This is a genomic window from Acetobacter sp. P5B1 (assembly GCF_018811985.1).
Taxonomy (GTDB): Bacteria; Pseudomonadota; Alphaproteobacteria; order Acetobacterales; family Acetobacteraceae; genus Acetobacter; species Acetobacter cerevisiae.
In genome coordinates this window covers 13,058-29,517 of the sequence record NZ_JACRVS010000021.1, presented here as the reverse complement: position 1 = coordinate 29,517, position 16,460 = coordinate 13,058, and the positions used below count along the sequence as shown (strand labels likewise).

General features: G+C 57.9%; 30 protein-coding genes. 3 read left to right on the top strand and 27 right to left on the bottom strand.

Annotated features, from left to right (window positions below; all coding sequences use genetic code 11):
- Positions 1-157: 157 nt before the first annotated feature.
- The 23 genes from KP703_RS11890 to KP703_RS11780 form a co-directional block, all read right to left on the bottom strand.
- On the bottom strand, positions 158-847 hold the full coding sequence (locus tag KP703_RS11890) for a hypothetical protein (RefSeq protein ID WP_215755091.1): 690 nt from the start codon (positions 845-847) through the stop codon (positions 158-160).
- Positions 847-1,035: a hypothetical protein gene (locus KP703_RS11885; protein WP_215755090.1), complete on the bottom strand. Its 189-nt coding sequence runs from the start codon at positions 1,033-1,035 to the stop codon at positions 847-849. Before KP703_RS11885 ends, KP703_RS11890 begins: the two co-directional genes overlap by 1 nt.
- Entirely contained in the window at positions 1,028-1,384 is a 357-nt protein-coding gene (locus KP703_RS11880; protein WP_215755089.1) for a hypothetical protein, read from the bottom strand. Before KP703_RS11880 ends, KP703_RS11885 begins: the two co-directional genes overlap by 8 nt.
- 6 nt (positions 1,385-1,390) lie before the next feature.
- Complete coding sequence (locus KP703_RS11875; protein WP_086653098.1) at positions 1,391-1,780, bottom strand: hypothetical protein; 390 nt, start codon at positions 1,778-1,780, stop codon at positions 1,391-1,393.
- A complete protein-coding gene (locus tag KP703_RS11870; RefSeq protein WP_215755088.1) occupies positions 1,780-2,001 on the bottom strand; it encodes a hypothetical protein in 222 nt (73 codons plus the stop codon). The genes KP703_RS11875 and KP703_RS11870 overlap by 1 nt, the downstream gene beginning before the upstream one ends.
- Positions 2,001-3,395: a DUF4043 domain-containing protein gene (locus tag KP703_RS11865; RefSeq protein WP_215755087.1), complete on the bottom strand. Its 1,395-nt coding sequence runs from the start codon at positions 3,393-3,395 to the stop codon at positions 2,001-2,003. Before KP703_RS11865 ends, KP703_RS11870 begins: the two co-directional genes overlap by 1 nt.
- Before the next feature lie 77 nt (positions 3,396-3,472).
- Entirely contained in the window at positions 3,473-4,105 is a 633-nt protein-coding gene (locus tag KP703_RS11860; RefSeq protein ID WP_215755086.1) for a phage scaffolding protein, read from the bottom strand.
- 46 nt (positions 4,106-4,151) lie between these two features.
- Positions 4,152-5,672 (bottom strand): phage portal protein, encoded by a 1,521-nt coding sequence (locus tag KP703_RS11855; RefSeq protein WP_215755085.1) that lies wholly within the window; start codon positions 5,670-5,672, stop codon positions 4,152-4,154.
- Complete coding sequence (locus tag KP703_RS11850) at positions 5,673-6,980, bottom strand: phage terminase large subunit (protein ID WP_215755084.1); 1,308 nt, start codon at positions 6,978-6,980, stop codon at positions 5,673-5,675.
- Positions 6,980-7,375, bottom strand: a complete 396-nt coding sequence (locus KP703_RS11845; RefSeq protein ID WP_215755083.1) for a hypothetical protein — start codon at positions 7,373-7,375, stop codon at positions 6,980-6,982. Before KP703_RS11845 ends, KP703_RS11850 begins: the two co-directional genes overlap by 1 nt.
- A 74-nt stretch (positions 7,376-7,449) precedes the next feature.
- The gene (locus KP703_RS11840; RefSeq protein WP_215755082.1) at positions 7,450-7,782 is read right to left on the bottom strand and encodes a hypothetical protein; all 333 of its coding nucleotides are present in this window, start codon (positions 7,780-7,782) and stop codon (positions 7,450-7,452) included.
- Positions 7,783-7,821: 39 nt separating this feature from the next.
- The gene (locus tag KP703_RS11835) at positions 7,822-8,451 is read right to left on the bottom strand and encodes a hypothetical protein (RefSeq protein WP_215755081.1); all 630 of its coding nucleotides are present in this window, start codon (positions 8,449-8,451) and stop codon (positions 7,822-7,824) included.
- Positions 8,452-8,758: 307 nt separating this feature from the next.
- The gene (locus tag KP703_RS11830) at positions 8,759-8,968 is read right to left on the bottom strand and encodes a hypothetical protein (RefSeq protein ID WP_215755080.1); all 210 of its coding nucleotides are present in this window, start codon (positions 8,966-8,968) and stop codon (positions 8,759-8,761) included.
- Positions 8,969-9,109: 141 nt separating this feature from the next.
- A complete protein-coding gene (locus KP703_RS11825) occupies positions 9,110-9,331 on the bottom strand; it encodes a hypothetical protein (RefSeq protein WP_215755079.1) in 222 nt (73 codons plus the stop codon).
- A 64-nt stretch (positions 9,332-9,395) separates the two neighbouring features.
- The gene (locus KP703_RS11820; protein ID WP_215755078.1) at positions 9,396-9,572 is read right to left on the bottom strand and encodes a hypothetical protein; all 177 of its coding nucleotides are present in this window, start codon (positions 9,570-9,572) and stop codon (positions 9,396-9,398) included.
- Positions 9,573-9,586: 14 nt separating this feature from the next.
- The gene (locus KP703_RS11815; protein ID WP_215755077.1) at positions 9,587-10,384 is read right to left on the bottom strand and encodes a hypothetical protein; all 798 of its coding nucleotides are present in this window, start codon (positions 10,382-10,384) and stop codon (positions 9,587-9,589) included.
- 1 nt (position 10,385) lies between these two features.
- A complete protein-coding gene (locus tag KP703_RS11810; RefSeq protein ID WP_215755076.1) occupies positions 10,386-11,372 on the bottom strand; it encodes a hypothetical protein in 987 nt (328 codons plus the stop codon).
- Between the two features lie 124 nt (positions 11,373-11,496).
- Positions 11,497-12,057, bottom strand: a complete 561-nt coding sequence (locus KP703_RS11805; protein WP_215755075.1) for a hypothetical protein — start codon at positions 12,055-12,057, stop codon at positions 11,497-11,499.
- The gene (locus KP703_RS11800) at positions 12,054-12,413 is read right to left on the bottom strand and encodes a VRR-NUC domain-containing protein (RefSeq protein ID WP_215755074.1); all 360 of its coding nucleotides are present in this window, start codon (positions 12,411-12,413) and stop codon (positions 12,054-12,056) included. The genes KP703_RS11805 and KP703_RS11800 overlap by 4 nt, the downstream gene beginning before the upstream one ends.
- 3 nt (positions 12,414-12,416) lie before the next feature.
- On the bottom strand, positions 12,417-12,713 hold the full coding sequence (locus KP703_RS11795) for a DUF2312 domain-containing protein (protein ID WP_215755073.1): 297 nt from the start codon (positions 12,711-12,713) through the stop codon (positions 12,417-12,419).
- Entirely contained in the window at positions 12,713-12,940 is a 228-nt protein-coding gene (locus KP703_RS11790) for a hypothetical protein (protein ID WP_215755072.1), read from the bottom strand. The genes KP703_RS11795 and KP703_RS11790 overlap by 1 nt, the downstream gene beginning before the upstream one ends.
- Complete coding sequence (locus KP703_RS11785; protein WP_215755071.1) at positions 12,937-13,209, bottom strand: hypothetical protein; 273 nt, start codon at positions 13,207-13,209, stop codon at positions 12,937-12,939. The genes KP703_RS11790 and KP703_RS11785 overlap by 4 nt, the downstream gene beginning before the upstream one ends.
- Positions 13,185-13,490 (bottom strand): hypothetical protein, encoded by a 306-nt coding sequence (locus KP703_RS11780; protein ID WP_215755070.1) that lies wholly within the window; start codon positions 13,488-13,490, stop codon positions 13,185-13,187. The genes KP703_RS11785 and KP703_RS11780 overlap by 25 nt, the downstream gene beginning before the upstream one ends.
- A gap of 42 nt (positions 13,491-13,532) precedes the next feature.
- On the opposite strand from KP703_RS11780, the gene KP703_RS11775 reads away from it, so the two are divergent.
- The gene (locus tag KP703_RS11775) at positions 13,533-13,784 is read left to right on the top strand and encodes a hypothetical protein (protein WP_215755069.1); all 252 of its coding nucleotides are present in this window, start codon (positions 13,533-13,535) and stop codon (positions 13,782-13,784) included.
- A 5-nt stretch (positions 13,785-13,789) separates the two neighbouring features.
- On the opposite strand, the gene ssb is transcribed toward KP703_RS11775, so the two are convergent.
- From ssb to KP703_RS11750, 4 genes are all read right to left on the bottom strand, one after another.
- Positions 13,790-14,275, bottom strand: coding sequence for a single-stranded DNA-binding protein (gene ssb, locus KP703_RS11770; protein ID WP_215755068.1), 486 nt, complete (start codon positions 14,273-14,275; stop codon positions 13,790-13,792).
- Entirely contained in the window at positions 14,276-14,482 is a 207-nt protein-coding gene (locus tag KP703_RS11765; protein ID WP_215755067.1) for a hypothetical protein, read from the bottom strand.
- A gap of 310 nt (positions 14,483-14,792) precedes the next feature.
- Positions 14,793-15,239, bottom strand: coding sequence for a hypothetical protein (locus KP703_RS11755; RefSeq protein WP_215755065.1), 447 nt, complete (start codon positions 15,237-15,239; stop codon positions 14,793-14,795).
- A complete protein-coding gene (locus KP703_RS11750) occupies positions 15,236-15,463 on the bottom strand; it encodes a YdaS family helix-turn-helix protein (RefSeq protein ID WP_256441414.1) in 228 nt (75 codons plus the stop codon). The genes KP703_RS11755 and KP703_RS11750 overlap by 4 nt, the downstream gene beginning before the upstream one ends.
- A gap of 82 nt (positions 15,464-15,545) precedes the next feature.
- Here KP703_RS11750 and KP703_RS11745 point away from each other — a divergent pair, with 82 nt between their 5' ends.
- Both KP703_RS11745 and KP703_RS11740 read left to right on the top strand, forming a co-directional pair.
- On the top strand, positions 15,546-16,217 hold the full coding sequence (locus KP703_RS11745; protein WP_252354039.1) for a LexA family transcriptional regulator: 672 nt from the start codon (positions 15,546-15,548) through the stop codon (positions 16,215-16,217).
- Between the two features lie 9 nt (positions 16,218-16,226).
- Positions 16,227-16,454, top strand: a complete 228-nt coding sequence (locus KP703_RS11740; RefSeq protein WP_215755063.1) for a hypothetical protein — start codon at positions 16,227-16,229, stop codon at positions 16,452-16,454.
- Positions 16,455-16,460: the final 6 nt, after the last annotated feature.

Here is a 16,460-nt window from a genome sequence, read left to right as displayed (position 1 = left end):
CCGCACGGTCCGGTATAGTCGGCATTGGTGATCCACCCGCGCCTGACAATGGTTCGGCGCCCTGTCAGCGGTGATGTCCCGGCACCGATACCAGACGGATAGAGGATCTGCGCAATGCTGTAAGCCAAGGCCCGCGAGATAGTGCCAATGTCTGCCATCAGATTTGATTAACCGACACAATAAGGCGGCTCCCATATTGCGAAACCTCAGCAGCATCCACCGTGTAAGACACGCCTAAATCATCTTCGATCTGCATGTAGGCCTTTGGCACGAAGCCGGGGATGATAGGGCACAGCACATCGAATTGGGCCTGACCAAGCGCGCCAGGCAGCCCGGTATCCATCTTGGAGCCTACGCCCCGACGCAAGATGCTGGCCGGCCATCCCGAAGCCTCAACCGTGACAGCACCGCTGTCATCTGTTTGGCCGCCGTATCCGTCCTGATAACCTGCCAGAGAGCAGGTTCCAGCTGATCCGTCTCCCGTTATGCCCGAACCACTTTGAGCGGTGGCGGAAAAGCTGATTACGCGATCTGTCAGGATGCAAATGACAGGCCGATATGGTTCAAACCGCGCCACAAAATACGTGCCCATAGGCGCGGCCAGAATATCACCGGCCAGCACATCTGTTGTGTCCAGCAGGCCGTAAACCGTCGGCTTTCCCCACAGCGGGGGCTTTTGGAACGTGAACGCCGCATCAGACGCAAAATCCGCCATCAGCGTTGCGTGCGCCGTTGCCATTGGGGCGGTTCGGGCCGCCGGGCGGTATTGCGTGGTCAGCGCGCCGAGCCTCTGTGCGGCCTTGGCATAACCTTTGGCGACTTTGGATTGTAGGCGCGCCTGATCCATTATTTCCGCTTTACCTGCCTCTGATTGAGGGCAACCACATCCCGGTCAATAGCTCGAGCCTGCGGGGTCTTTTTGAAATCACGCATCGTCATGCCGGTCAGGCTGGACATAAACCGGTCTTCTGTCTTGTCCTGCTTGGATCGCAGGTATGCGTCCATGCTGGTTGGACGTGCTGCAGGTTTAGCCATCACTCGCATCCTCCTGATCGTGTTCAGCTGCCAGCTTTTCTGCGTCCTCTTCCGGATGCACGTTTGCGGCGGCCAGCGCGATAGCCACGGAGCCGGACGGCTCAGCAGGCACGCCGCACGGCGCACAGTAGGCGGCCTCCCCCTCGCGCAGTGGATACCGGCCAGCGCGCGGCGCAACATTGCCGTGCCGATCAGCGGCAAACCCAATCTCGCACGGAACACCGGTCACGCGGATGGCGCGGGCATTATCCCACGGCGCAGGTTTGCCAGCCTCAACGGTGCGGATCTCGACCACAAAACCGTTCTCAATACGCGCCCACGTCTGGGGCGGAATTCTTGCGATGCTCATTTGTCCTCAGATCACAATGCGGCTGTCTGTGCGCAGGCCGGGGCCGGGCGGGACGCCAAGAAACTGGCAAAGCTGCCGACGCCACCGGTTAAACAGGCCCATCCGGTCCTGCACCTCGTTTTTGTTGTGGGTCCAGACGGCAGCCTTGTCTGTGTCCAGGTTGTCGCTGGCTGTCAGGATGGCCGTTTCCAGCGCGGCAATATCTTTGACGTATTGCCGCACCTGAGCGACTTCTGCGTCCGCAAGGTTTCTCAGCCGCCACTCGTTAAAGCCATAGACTTTGAAAAACCGCCATGACTGCTGGCTGCTGTTGATCCCACCCATCGCCGGAAACCCCATAAAACGCCGAACCGTGACCAGCTCGTCATCTGTCAGGGGATCGGTTGCATCTGCCATTACACAGGCTCCAGCGGCGCTCCGTGGGAGCGCAAAAGGGCAATTTCCGCAGGGTTGCGTACAACCTCGCCCGCCACCCACTCAAACCGTCCACGGTTATATTCCGTCTCGATAAATCCAAACGGATACGCCAGCCTCACGGCCTGCACAGGCGCGGCATCACTCTCGGCCTGCACAGGTGGGTCGGCCTGTTCAGCCGCCCCCCTGCGCGCGCGCCTCATCAGGCGGCAGCACCAAGCGAGGTTGCGCCCAAGCTCTCGATCACTACCCCGCGCTTGAGGTAGCTGTTGGTCGCTGTGGGAATGACCGTCGTGTTGGCGGTCAGGTCGGTTGGCAGAGCAAACCCGCCAATCCATGACCAGGACTGCGCAATAATCTGGCTCAGACGATCCAGCGGCGGGCGCGTGACCATCAGCACGTCGTCAATATGTTCAACCTCGCCCGGCAGGTTGGTATATGCCTGCGCCATGTTGGCATAATCACCCTCAATCAGCGCGCCGGAGCCACAGATGATGGCGCGGTGGATCTGCCCCTGCCCCAGAGACGCCTGCTGCGGCGCTTCCGTGGTCGGGATGAACCGGATGCCTAGCAGCTCAAAAACCTGACCGGTGCGGTATTCATCCGAGCCATACTGGCCGCGATACAGCAGTTTAAAGTCCGGATCGCGGAACAGCCCCAGAAGCTGGGAGTTGTCCAGGAAGCAGTTGTAGCAACCGTCAATCGTCGGGACATTGTTGTTACGCAGGGCAGCAACGGCGCCCAACATCGTATCGATTGTCAGGTAGTCGCCTGTCACAACCGTGCCGTTGGCGTCCTTGGAGCCAGACGCCAACAGCCCGGCGGTCGTGGCGCGGCCATTCGGGCGCAGAACCAGTGGGGCGGTTGCGGCCACAACGGCGGCATTTTCCGTGGCGTTCGCAGCGGCGACATTGCCAGAGAACGTCAGCGTGCCGGAAATGCCGCCCGGTGCCTTGCTGGTGTTGGCTGCATCGGCAGACACGCCGGTGAGCGTGTAAGAGCCTGCGCCGACGGTAACTGTCATACCGGAAGACGCGGAGACCGGCACAACCTGCCCTTCGGCAGTCATGAGGCGCTGGAAACCGCGAATGTCGTCAACCTGCACGGTGGTCCCATCAGCGCCCAGCGCCGTGGTCACGCGGGTGTTGCCGCCCAGATATCCGCCAACGCCGCCAATAGCACCCCCAAACAGAGCGTTACGGGCCAGACGGTCAAGGGACTGGCGGGCATTGATGCCCAGCACCTGCGCATTCTGCACAAACTGGTTGGCAATACCTACGCCCTCAGTGACCTGGTTGAGGTCCATAGTGTTGCCATACTGCGCAATTTCGAGGGTGTACTGTTCAACTGACCAGTCGCCCGGCGTCAGGCCGTTATCGAAATTGGTGTTGCTGGCCGGGTTCAGCGGTGTTTCGACGGGGGCCAGCAGGCCGCGCCGGGTGTCAGTGATCGTCTGACCAATACGGGCGGGGAACCCCATGCGGTCGGCAATGGAGCGGAAACCCAGCTTGGATTCAAGGCTGGCTTCAAAAGCACGAGCCAGAAAACCGTTCTGAATGACGGGCTGGAGTGCTGCGGGGAAATCGGCAATCGCCATTTTTTATCTCACTACTTGCGGATTATTACACAGCGCTCGCAGCATCAGCCGCCGAGCGGGACCACATCAGCGGTCGATCAGGAGGTCAGGAATTTCGGGTTGATCCCGAGTTCGCGGGCTTTTGCCGCAGTCTCTTCGGGTGTGGCCTTACGAGCATCAAACGGAACCGGCTTACCCGGATTGGGTGCGTTCGGCGCGGCGGTCGTGCCGGTCGCGGTGCCGGGCTTGGCCGGAACCGTAAACAGATACCCGCGCGCCTCTTTAGCGGCGGCCATCACATCGTCCAACCCCTCAATCTGCCCATCTTCGCCCATTTTGACGGTGGACAGATCGAGTAGCTTGACGACATCTTCGGGAGCGACTGCACCCAGCCGTGTTGCGGCTGCTTTGGCCTCAGCCCGGATAACAGCTGCGTCGGCCTGCGCTTTTGACTGCTCCAGAGCGGCGCTTGCCTCACTCTGCGCTGTCTCGGTCGCTTTCTGCGCTTCGGTCAACTTGGCTTCAAAATCGCCCTTCTGCTGGGCGAGTTGCCCCTTGAAACCATCGCGGGCCTTGATGGCCGCGTCACGCTCAGAGCGGATCGCGTCCCCATCTTCGCGGGCACGCTTCAGTTCCTCTCGAACGGAAACCAGATCCGCCCTTGCCCGCTGGAGTTCGCGCACGGTGTTCGGGTCAATGCCAGCATCAGCCGGATTGGTATTTTCTGCCATTTTCTCTCGCAATTTTATGGATGTTGACCGGCATCAGCCGGGTGCGTCAGGCTGTGACCTGATGCGTTTGTGTGCGCCCCGCCGCAGCCGCAGAGCGGTCGCCTTTCGCAAGGTCAGCGTCTCTTTTGCGGGCTGCCTGAAGGTTTGCGTTTACAAGATCCACCTGCACGCGCGCCCATTCCGTTGCCGGATCTGCGCCGCCAATTTTGCTGGCGAACAGGCTGCATGCCGTCTCGTTGGACAGGATGCCCGCATGCACGGCAGTCACGAGGCCCTGCGCCAACTGGAGCAGTTCTCCATCGGTCGGCGGAAAATACGGGGGCCACTCAAGAGCTAAGCCAGACGCATCCAGCACGACGCTTTCGCCGCCAACCTTGATCCCGCCGTCCAGCGCAATCGAAAAATCGCAGATCATGCGATAGAGCGACAGCAACGCGCCCTCGCCGTAGCAAAGCCGCAGACGGTCTGCCAGCCACACCAGAGACTGACACATCATCTCCATTGCCCGGCCCGACTGGCCGGAAGAGATTTTGTCGGAGTGCGCCCGGTTGCCGTGCAGCTGCTCCAGCACGATCGCCCGCAATTCTCGCCACTGCTCAAGCACGGAACTGGCAGCGTTGCCGTTAATCTCCAGCATTTTGGCGTCACCGTCAGGCGGGACGACAATGGCATTCGCTGCCCCACCTTGTGAGGCTGGTGCTTCTTCTCCCCCCGCTGGATCGCCACCGCCCGCCTTAAGAACCAGCTTGGGATCAGAGTAGTATTTCAGCCCGCGTCCGGATTGCGAGAGCAGATAATCCCCCTCAATCACGGTCGAGATTGCCCGCTCGAAGGTGCATTCACCGTCAGGATCACGAGCAGGTGGTGCAAGGTTGCGAACCCACACGATTGGCACAAACCCAAGGCCGTGCGGCGCTGGCGTCAGATCGGCTGACACGGACGGGCGATGATCGGTGTCAGACACGAGCCACGGCGCATAGACGCGGCACTCCGTCGTCGTCCACTCCCGACGATACCAATACGAAGCACGGTAATTTTCGGAAGGCACAGAGATGCCCATCGCAGCTGCATCCGCGCCAGCAATCTGGTACTGCTGCGTGACGCTCTCCAGCCGACCAGAGGCAGACCAGACCGGCGTCAGGTAGGCGCTCTCCAGCGTGCTAATCTGGATCTCGTTATCAACGGCCTCGACCAGAAGAGCAACAGAGCCGACGGAACCTTTGATCGCAGCCTCCATCATAACGGACGGAATATGCGCGTGTGACGTGATCGAAGTCAGGCCGGTTGATGTGCCCTCATTTCCCGCCTTGATCGTCGGCCAATGGCTCTCACCAAACAGCAGCGCAGCAGCATCCTCAACAACCACCCGGCAGAGGTTTGTCTGCACGGATGGGCGGCGCTGGCTGAGGGGAATGTAATTCCCAGCCACATACTCTGTGCTGAACCCATACTGAATGCCGTCATACTGCCGACCGTCACGCACAGCAGCCAGTCGAAGAAGCTCTTTCGTACGCTCCGGCAGGCTATCCGTAACTGGGATGTTTTTTTTGAGTTCCTGCCAGTCCATTTAGCGGCCTAGGTTGAATGTTGTGCGGACCATGCGGGCCGGTTGGGGCGCTTCCTCCAACATCAATTCCGTCAGCGCCCAGACCATCGCGTCCGCCCGGTCCGGAGATTTCGAACCCTGGAACCCAGCCGCCGAAAACTGGCACATCTGGTCCTCAAGATCCGGGAATCTGCCGTGGTGCGTCACTCGCCCCTGCTCATAGAGAGCCGCGATCGGCTCGGCCCGGACGTATTTGCCACGAGAGGCCGTGACCAATTTGACTGGGGCCGTAGCCCGAGCCGCCGTGATCGTGGCCTCCACCATTGCGCCGCCAAAATTACGCTCAGCAATGATACGGTCAGCATGCCACAGGTCCAGCGCGTCAATGGCCGTTTTTGCCCATCCTGCCGGCCCAGCCCGCAAAGTTAGGTCCGCCAGAACATGTCCGTTCTTGTCGCCATCGACCCCGCAAACAGAAATGCCGATTTCATCCGATCTGGTGTCTTCCGGCCCTGCGCAACCCGAAGGGTCAACAGCCACAACAATGCGTCGCATCTGAGCAACGACGGCAGCCCGGCTGGCGTCACCAACGGGTGCAGCCCGCTTGATACGATCCAGCGACCAGAGCGCGCCATCAATGGCCGCCTGGTAATTGCCAAAAAGAAAACGCTGCCGTTCTTTTTCCGGTAGCGCCTCAAGCTGAGCAAGATATTCCGGCGACAGGTTCTCCCGGTTTGCGTCCGGGTTGATCTGCATCGTCTGGTAGGACTCTGGATCCTTCAGAGGCTCTCCAGACTTTGGCTCAACCTTTTTTTCAAACAGGCTATATAGCCAGTGCGACGTGGTCGGCGGGTTGGCGTCGATATACTCTTTCAGCGCAAGCGGCGATTTTTGCGCCAGTCGCGTAATAAGCATATTGCGCGCGGCATAACTGATCTGGGACGCCTCGTTCATGTAAACGGTGGCGAATTCCAAACCGAGAATTTTTTCTGTCCGGTCTGAACTATCCAGCCCATGGAACAGTATTTCCGAACCATTTGGGAGAGTTACGAACCAGTCCGTCCGGTTGAGTGCATACGGGACATCCGGGAAACACAGACGCATAACCTTGGGGAACGTGTCGCCAATGATCGTGTGCTTGAGCGCATTAAAGCGATGCCGGAAAACGCCGTGTCGGGTTCCAGGCGCTTTCATGGCACGGATCGCAACTGCTCGGAGCAGTAAAAACGTTTTGCCGGACCGCGAACCACCCCGGAGCAGAATATGCGTAGCCGCACTCCCCAGCAGCCTATTCGCCTCGGCCTGCTTGGGGTTTAGCGTGGCAACCATCAGAGATTGTCATCGTCCTGCGTGATATTGATCGAGATATTGCCCGTATTTTTAACTTCGTGCCGCTCTCGGTATTTTTCGGGTCGATGAGCTTTAAGTAACAACGTCATGAGGCCGTCTGACCTCTTTCGCGTCGTTAGAAAGGCGCCCGTCTCCGGGTCCTTCACCAACTGCCCCATTGAAACGACGTATTCTTCATCGCCCTCTGTCGCCCGCCGTCGCGCTTCTTGCTCAAGGGCATCTATGCCCTCCTCTTCAGCATCATCCCAACGCTCAGCGAAGTCTGGCTCAACTGCACGCCACCGATGCACAGTGGTGCGGCTCACCCCTGCGTGCCGCGCTGACGCGGATACATTCCCTGTCAGCCGCAAATGCTCGATAAAGATATCGCGCACATCGCGCGTAGGGTCTGTAACATTTGTAACACGCCGAGGCTTTGACGGACCCTTTCGCCCAGCCATTCACCCTCCTAATTCAACCCAATATCCCGCCACTTTTCCTCAAGCGCCCGGATGCCGCGTTCTTTTTCAATCATCAGGTCAACCCGCTCCATACAGGCCGGAGAGACCTCGCCAACAACCTGCAAACCATGGTTGCGAACCGTATGCGGCCAACACCGAATACGCAGCGAAGTCGTCAGTCCACCCATCAGGCAATCCAACCAATCAAGCGGCAAATCTGCCCGATGCCACAAATCATCCGGCTGGATAACTTTGCAGACGAAAGCTTTCCTTCCCCTCACCTCAACGCACACAGCACGATAGCGCGCAAACTGCACGACGTGGCCGCGTTGGAGAGACATCAGGATTTCAGGATAAAGAAAAAGCCGCTCTATGGCGGCTTAAGCGTAAGTATGCGATTTTGAGTAATCTTGGATTTTATGTTGCATATAGTCAAGGGCAATTTTCTTGCGTTGAGGAAATGTCGAACGTGGAGGCGCATCAACCTGTGCTTTTTGGGCTGCCGGGTATGCGTTGGCTAGCTTTTTGAGAACGATCTCAGCTTGCTTCTCACATCGCGCTATCTGCTGGGTTCGGCACAATTCCGGCCACAAACTCGCCCCCAACTCTGACATCGAAAACTCACGCACAAGCAAGAAAATCAGCCAGCGATGCTCGTTTTCCGTCAGCATGGACCGCACAAGAGAAATGCGTTCTCCGGCCTTTCCGCGTGCGATGGCAAATGTATGCACATCGCCCTTCACATAGCCTTCCGGGAGCTCTGCATCGATCTCCAGAATGCCAGACTGGGAAAAAACATAATCATGATACCAGCGGTTCGCGATAGTCACGACTGAACCGTCAATGCGGCCAGAACGCTCAAGAGTAGCCAAGATGCTCCGTTTGCGACGAACTGTCTTTTTCCCTTCGGCGACAGTGTCGTAATCAGGCTTTGCGGCCCGCTCCGGCGTCGGCCCGTTATTGTCAGCAACGCGGATTTCGCGCTGCACATAAGTGCGCGGCTTTTTCATGGGCTGACCTTATCTACCTTCACTGAAAGTGAGCCAATATCAAAGAAATATTGCCGGATCATATCGGCAGCGCCTGCGGGGCCTATCACCTTGGTTTTCGTCAGAGTTCCGTCAGGTGGTATATGAGTAACGAGATATTGCTGAGTTAGATTTTCTGGCCTAATAGCTGTTTCCATATCACTACACGCCAGACATTTTCTGCTTATTCACCTCAGCATACATCCGCATCGCAGATAGCACAGTCAAAGCACTGGCAACCAAGGTTGCCACCACGCCGCAGCTTAATAGCGCCACTGCCATCTGATTTTTATTGTGCCGCACAACCCGCCTCCACTCTCCGCATTTGCGCCATAAGGTTGCGCGCTGCCCGACGGTCACCCGGCGTCGCTGATCCAAACAGAAAAGCGCCGCTGTCATGCCGCCATTTGACGTGACCACCATTCGTGATCTGCGCGACCCGCCCACGCTTTTTGACGGTTGCGAGAATCTGTTTGACGTGACGACTGGGCATGCTCATTTCCTCGCCTCCCTCACCGCCACCTTCTGCGCCTCAGTCAACGGCACCCCATGCTTGGCCTGAGTAGCCGCACAAGCCACCGCCCAATTCCTCGGCGGCGCGTAAACCCCAGCGTTATTGGGGTGGCGGCAGTCGGTGGGTTCAATGGTCATCGGCAATGGCCTCAACTCCTTCAACGTAGAGCGGCAAGTCAGGACGTCGTGTAGGCGCGAACTTCTTGCCATCCACAGTGAGATTGCCACGCAATTTTGTTGGAACTCCGTCAATGCTCACCCATCGCGTTACGGTTCCATCAGGGTGCGCTCTGTGTTCGTGGGGCAGGAGCATTTTTGCATTCATGAATTTTTGAATTAATAAACGCATAAATAATCATCCCCATCGCCAAAAGTACAGGCCTTTCTGTACTCCCCGCTCTATTCTAGGTGTTTTATTTCGGCCCCCTGAACCAGTCAGCTTCAAGCGGCAGGATCTCCTCATCCATCAGGCCGGGCTCTGGCTCGTGGATGGTCACGCTCCCTGCGACCGGCGCCAGAGGTTTAAACGGGTCCTGCCATTCGTCCCAAGGCACCTCTTCCCACTCATTAGTTCCAACTTTCTCGAACATACCCCTAAATCCCCCTACATTGCCCGCTGGTGATTTCCGGCACCCACGTATGCCGAGATTGGTTTCATTGCGCTGTGTGGCGCGCTGTGTTGATTTTTGGGTATAATCTGATCCTGTAGGCTCTTGATCATCGGCAAGAGCCATTCCGCTGCGGTCGGATCAGCCTTGATCTGCCTACGGTATTCCGCAATCCGCTCCGACACGCTCGGCATCTTGACCTCGGGCCGCCTGCGCTCCGGTTCTGCGTCCGGGTGCTGCGCGCGCCATGCGGCCATTTTCGCGACAACAGCGGCGCGCTCTTCTTCGCTCACGCCCTCGTCCCGCTTCCCTGCCCGCTCAGCCAACCGAACGATTTTGCGGCACCCTTCCACGTTCCGACGTAGCCGCTCGGCGTAGGGCAGCAGGTGGGCGTAGAGTTCGGCTGGGGCTGGCCAGAACTTGCCTTGCGGACCCTGGGTTGCCCATGCCTTGCGGGTCTCTGGCGTCCAAACGCCTGCCGGGAAATCCCCGCAGATTTCGCAAATGGCGCGGGTCTTGTTGGCGCTCTCGGTTGCGTCCGCCGGCGGATTGACGACAAGCGCGGTCAGCTTTTTCAGCCAAGCGGCAATCAGCATTTCCGGAGCTGGCCCGTCAGTTTCGGCCAGAGCCACAACGCCACGGGCTTCAGCGACACGCTCCGGGGTTAGGTCTCGGGCAAGCATCGGGACGCCCTGCCTCACAGCATCAGCCATAGCAGCAAGATCGGGCGAAAGGACCGGATGCGCGGCAGCCTGAGCTACGGCGTTCTGGCGGATTTTTGCAATGGCGGTCATGTCACACCCCCTCGATGTCGGGCACGTTGTCCCATATTTCGACTGACTGCTGGTACCGAGATTTCGGTTTCTGCGCAGGTTCTCGCTGAATGCCACTGGCGCTGATGGTCCCGGTGCGAATGGCGTCACTCACCGGCTTATCGAACCATGCCGGGGGCTTGCCTCGTCCGCCGTATTTGGCCTTTTCACGCACCACGCCGAGGATGATATCCCGTGCCCCGTCATAGCCGTAGCCCACAGCCCTGGCGTCCGCGAGCCACTGACGCACGCCGCCGGTCTGGACCATGCTGCGGGACGGGTCTGTGCCAGCTGCGGCAATGACTTCCTCCCCCAATTCCTGCCAGCGGTCCTCCATCGGCTTTTCGGGTGGCGCGTCGGGCGCGTTACAACCTACATCCGAACGAAGTGAGGATATATCTCTACTCTCTACTCTCTTACCTGCGACGAAACGCGTTTCGTTATCTGTTTCACCGGGTGTTTCAGAAACTGTTTCAGTCTGCGTTTCATTATCCGTTTCAGATTTGGTTTCGATATTTGGCTGATTACCGGTGTTTTTCTGTTTCGCGCGCCATGCTTTGAGGCGTTCGCGGTCGGACTCCCGCTTTTCATCTGATTTGAGGCGCAGATCGAATTTATCGAGAGCAATCTCGCAAAGCTCTTTGTGATAGAGGCGTCCGTCTGAGCATTTTACAAAGCCGCGCAGGGCTATTTCTTTCGCCTTGGCCCATGCGCGGTGATCCGTCCCAAAGTCGGCGAGCATGCCAAGCTCAATGTCGTCATCGGGCAAGCTGCCGCACGGGACTTGTGACCAAGCCTCCCACCATAGTTTCATTGCAGCCAGCCCAGCGCGCGGGTTGCGGGCGGCGGCCTGCATGTAACTGGATGATCGGAAATACCTCACCCCATAAAAAGGCATAAAGTCATAGCCGCGCAAATCGCAATCGGCTGGCGTTAGCGGATCAGGCATGGTACAGAAACTTTCAGCCATTCCTTGAGTCCCTTTCAAGCATTGGTCAGAAAGCCGCCCGGTGTTAGCGCACCGGCGGCTTTCGTCGTTTTAGCAGGTTCGCGCAGGGTTGGGTACTCTGTGCGGTGCGGAAATTTGTTGATTTTCACGACGCTTTCTCCACATCCGGAAGCCAACCCAGAGACGGTTCCCCTTTGTATCCCCGCTCAAAAACAAACCACGCATAGGCGATTGATCCGCCTTTGGCGGCCACATCCGTTCCGCCCGGTGGCATGGAAACACGTTTGCTGCACACCCAGACCCGCGCCAAGGAAGAGCGCATCAGCCATTCCCGGCGCTTTTGTCCTTCCAGGAACGCCAGCCGCAGTAAAACGCACACGCGATCAGTGGTTGTGGTCAGACAGGAATCAACGAAGTCCTGCGCCAGCCCATAGGGTGGGTTGCTCACCACACTATCGGGCCTCGCATCGAACAGAGATTGCGCATACCCCATCACTGAGAACTGGCCGTCTGCCCGGTCCCGAATGTCGGCCCCCTGCGCATGAACGCCGTTGGCGCGCAGGCGGGTGACGATGTTGCCTCCCCCGCAGCACGGGTCCAGAACTGCTCCAATGAATGGCCGCTCGACCTGCACAAGCGCATCCACGCACCACGCAGGCTCGACATACCAGTCGTCTGCGTGGCGTTCGTATCCTGACGCTCTCATGCCATCACCACGCCCTTCAACGGCACGTCATGCGTCTCCAGAAAATACATAACATCCTCCAGAGAGCGGCAGACGGCCACGGGTATGCCCGCGCCCTTAAGGCGTCGGTGCATGTCTTTCTGGATCTTGGAGACAGTGCCTTTTGGCGTCTTGATCTCCACCAGAAACGTGCGGCCCCGGTAGTGGATTTCCATATCCGGAACACCAGGCACACACCCGCGCATCTTCCGGCGCATACCTTCACGCGGCCCCATCTGTCGGTTCTCCGTGCTCCATGCTACGGCGTCGTCCGGCAGGAGGAATTGCAGGGCCTTCCAGATGTGGGTATGGAGGCGGTCCTCTTCGTTCTGGGCCATCTGTCACATCCCAATTGCGCGGCGGTAGATGTCGAGCAGAGTTTCCTGTTCTTCCACGTCTGCTGGCTCCTGCTTGCGCAAGCGGATGATCTGGCGGATAACTTTTACATTAAACCCGGCGCTATTTGCCTCGGTCATGATATCCTTGATATCGCCAGACAGAGCCTTACGCTCCTCTTCCAGCCGTTCGACGCGCTCAATAATCGACCGCAGCCGGTCAGCCGCTATGCCACCCACTGCTGCGTCGTCGCTTCCGGGAAACTGGTTGTTTTCGTCGTCATGGTTTTTCGGGAAAGGCATCAGATTTCATCCATCAGATAATATTCGGCAGGAGGCCGGACCACTTTGATTCCGGCCGCATTAAGCACGCGGTCTGAAAATGGCTTTTCGCCGTTGGTCATCTCGTTGAGCTGCTGACGCTTCATGCCGATTGACCGGGCCGCTGCCGCCTCAGACTGAAAAGTGTCAAGCCACCGCCTGACAAATCCCAATCTCTCGCCATCGGTTAGGGTGTTGCGGCGGGTCATTTCGCTGACTCGATAACATCAACATTGTTTTCCGGGCACGCCACAATAATCACAGCGCGCAGTCGATCTTCACGATCCTGCAGGGCAGCTCGGAGCTTTCCATTTTCCTGCTCCAGCCGTGACAAAGCTTCACGCTCACTGCGCATTGACTGCCATACGTTTTGCCGCAGGAAAGCAAAGCCAATTAGCCCCACGCGGATTTCAAAAAAACCGTCCCCGCGGTCAAAACCGAAGCCACGCCATTTCAGAGTTTGGATTGCTGTAGGCATTTCCTTGTTTCTTCGACCATCTGGCCGACCCTCTGTTCCAGCTCAGGGCAATCCGCCATCAGGACGATAAGATCCTGCATGCGTGGCGCATTGGTGCCGTAGAGCCAATTTTTGAAAGCCTTCACCGACCAGCCGCGTGCGCGTGACACCCGTTTGGCGGCATTGCGAAGATCCCCGTAACGCTCCTGCATGGCCTGACTGACGGCCTCTGCGCAGATTTCGTTCGAGGGAATTGGGGTGACATTTCGGGAAACATTTTCCCGAGAAAGTTCCATCATCATTGTCCATTCTCCGTTTTGCGAGAACGAGAGACTGGAGAAACCATGAAGAAGGAGACTGAATTTGGACCGGTGGAATACGGGGGAGAATATGTCACCAACGCATTCTCACCTCTGGACACTGCTGACACCGCACCCGACCACTTGCACACAGACACGCCATATCTTGCGCAGTCCCTGATCCGGACAGCGAAGATCTGGCGCTGGATGCATCCGCACGCGACCGTTGAGCAGCGTAGAGAACTGCTCAAGCTGGTCGGCGCGGAAATAGAGGTTGAATGCGGGGCCATTGGGTGAGTGGCTTAGAACGGGATTTCGTCGTCGAGGTCGGAATTGCTCGGCGCATCCCATCCGCCCGCCTGCTGGCTATTCTGCTGGCTGCGGTTGCTGCTCTGGGTGCGCTGGCCCTGCTGGGTCTGGCCTCCCTCTCCCGCATCCTTGCTATCAAGGAGCACAAGTTCACCCCGGAACCGCTCAACAATCACTTCGGTTGTGTAGCGTTCCTGCCCGGACTGGTCGGCCCATTTGCGGGTCTGCAAAGCGCCTTCCAGATAGACCTTGCGGCCTTTGCGCAGGAAGCGTTCTGCGACCTCTCCGAGCTTGTCATTGAACACCACAACGCGGTGCCATTCCGTGCGCTCCCGGCGTTCACCAGAGGCGCGGTCATTCCATGTGTCGCTCGTGGCAACGGAGAAGGAAACGATCTTCTGACCGCTCTGCGTGGTGCGGACTTCCGGGTCTTTGCCCAGGTTGCCCACGAGAATTACCTTATTGACGGAGCCAGCCATCTATTTCGCCCTCACATAAATAACGTCCCGGCCCTCGCGGTTGCCGTATTGGACCCACACGTCGGGATCGAGTGCCGCAACCTGCTCGAGGAGGATTGGAGAAAGTCTCTGCATTCCAAATGCGGACCATTCGCCGGTGCCGGATGTGCGGGAATAAGCAATCTTGAACCCGGCGGGCGGGTTGGCGGTCTTTTTGGCGAGGGTCATAGCATCGCGCTCCGCGCATTACCCCGGCACGTGCTGCACATACGCAGATACGGGCTTTCAACCGCTATCTTCGTGTTGCAGCACAGGCAGTGGCGACGGAACATACGGGGTTTTGGCTTAGCTGCTTGCTTATGGGCAGACCGCCCCTTGCTGTCCTTAAGATATCGCCGGGCGGTTTCAATGCTGACGCCTAATTCCACACAGATTTGCTGCTGGGTTAACCCGCGACGGTACATCGCCACAGCGGACGCCATACGCGCCTCGCGCGCCTCAGTCTGGGCAGTCTTGCCGCTGGTTCTGTGGAGGCGGATCATTGACGAACACCCCCATCCGTACGGGTATGCTGCGAGCGCAGATTGACCAGCGCCCGCAGCCCCACCACCATGGCAATCGCCACAACCACCATGGAGATTCGATGTGAAAAAACTTTTCCTTGAAAGCTGGTCCGAGCGCGCTTTGCAGGCTCACGAAAAAGAAGTCCCAAGCGAGCAAATGATGGAAGTGACCGTTGGCTTTGCGATCCTTGAAACTGATGGAAATCGTCCGGTTTCAGAACCTTTAAAAGTTCATGGCACACTAACTTGGCAAGCCGCTCGCGTTCCCGATGTGCGGCCAGAGGGTCGGATTGGTTGGCTGAAAGAGGCCCTGAAAGACTCTTTCTGAGGCGCGCTACATCCTCGTCAGACATGCTCTCATCTGCATAGACAGGGCCAGTCAGTGAGTAAGCGATCACTCTTTTAGGGTTTTCCTCACTCACGACCGCGCCTCCTGTGTGGCGGGGGTGCGCTCGGGAAGCAGTTCACGCAGCGGCAGCTTAAGAGCTTTGCTGATTGCCCTTACATGATGAACTGGGATAGTGCGCCACTGCCGGACGGCTGCGGGCGTCACGCCAACAATACCAGCGAGCGCCGTCATGCTGCCCGCCTTATTGATTGCCGCCTGTACACTGGGCGGCCTGTTGCCTGTGGGGTTTCTAGCCATATTCGATACGTAAGCCATACTTCCATGGTAAGCAAGTATTTCTTACGTATGGAGGCGTGCGAAAGCAGGGTAAAAAGAAAGAATGTCTTTCAGAGAGAATCTTCAGGCCGCTATGGCCGCCGCTGGGGTCGGCCCAACCGACATAGGAAACGCCTTGGGTATCTCGTCTCAAGCGGTAAGCCAGTGGCTATCCGGCAAGACGCACCCAACTGGAAAGCGACTGAAGGACCTCGCTGCTTTTTTGGGAACTTCGTGGGAGGCGTTGCATGCCGAGAAGGGCTTGGGGTCAGTAGTTCCCACCATTACCCATTCGCCCTCTTCTCACGTCACGATCCCAGAATATGATGTGGTGACGTCGGCTGGCCCTGGGGCAATACCAGAACTCTGCTCACCCGAAGACGGACTTCGGCCTGCTGAGCATTGGAAGATCCCCCGCACCTATATATCCGCCTTCACCGAAGAGCCGGATAAGTTGGCTATTATTCGCGTTGCTGGTGACAGCATGGAGCCTGAGTATCAGGCGGGGGACAGGGTGCTGATTGATACAGCTCACCGCACCCCATCGCCTCCCGGCATCTATGTTCTTTGGGATGGCTTTGGGCTGGTTCTTAAGCGGCTAGAACTGCTTCCGGGCATGGAAGAACCTAGGCGTGTACGGATTATGAGCATCAATCCCGCCTACTCGTCTTATGAGCTGACCCTTGAGGAGATCAGTATCAATGGTCGCGTAATCGGCAAGTGGGCTTGGAAGTGATTCCACTAAATGAGCAACTTAATCCACAATGAGCAAACCAAACTCCGCGCAAACTGGTTAAATGGGATTGCCGTTGCCGTCATCGGCGTCGTGACCCCGACTATCGCGGGCTACTATAAAACTGGCACTCGATCGCCACTTTATGTTAATTTAGTGGGCGGCCCATTTTGGGTATTGCTATCATACCGCCTGCATCAAGCGGCATCGTTAGTTCTGGGAGGGCTTATTGATGAGTAATGGTGA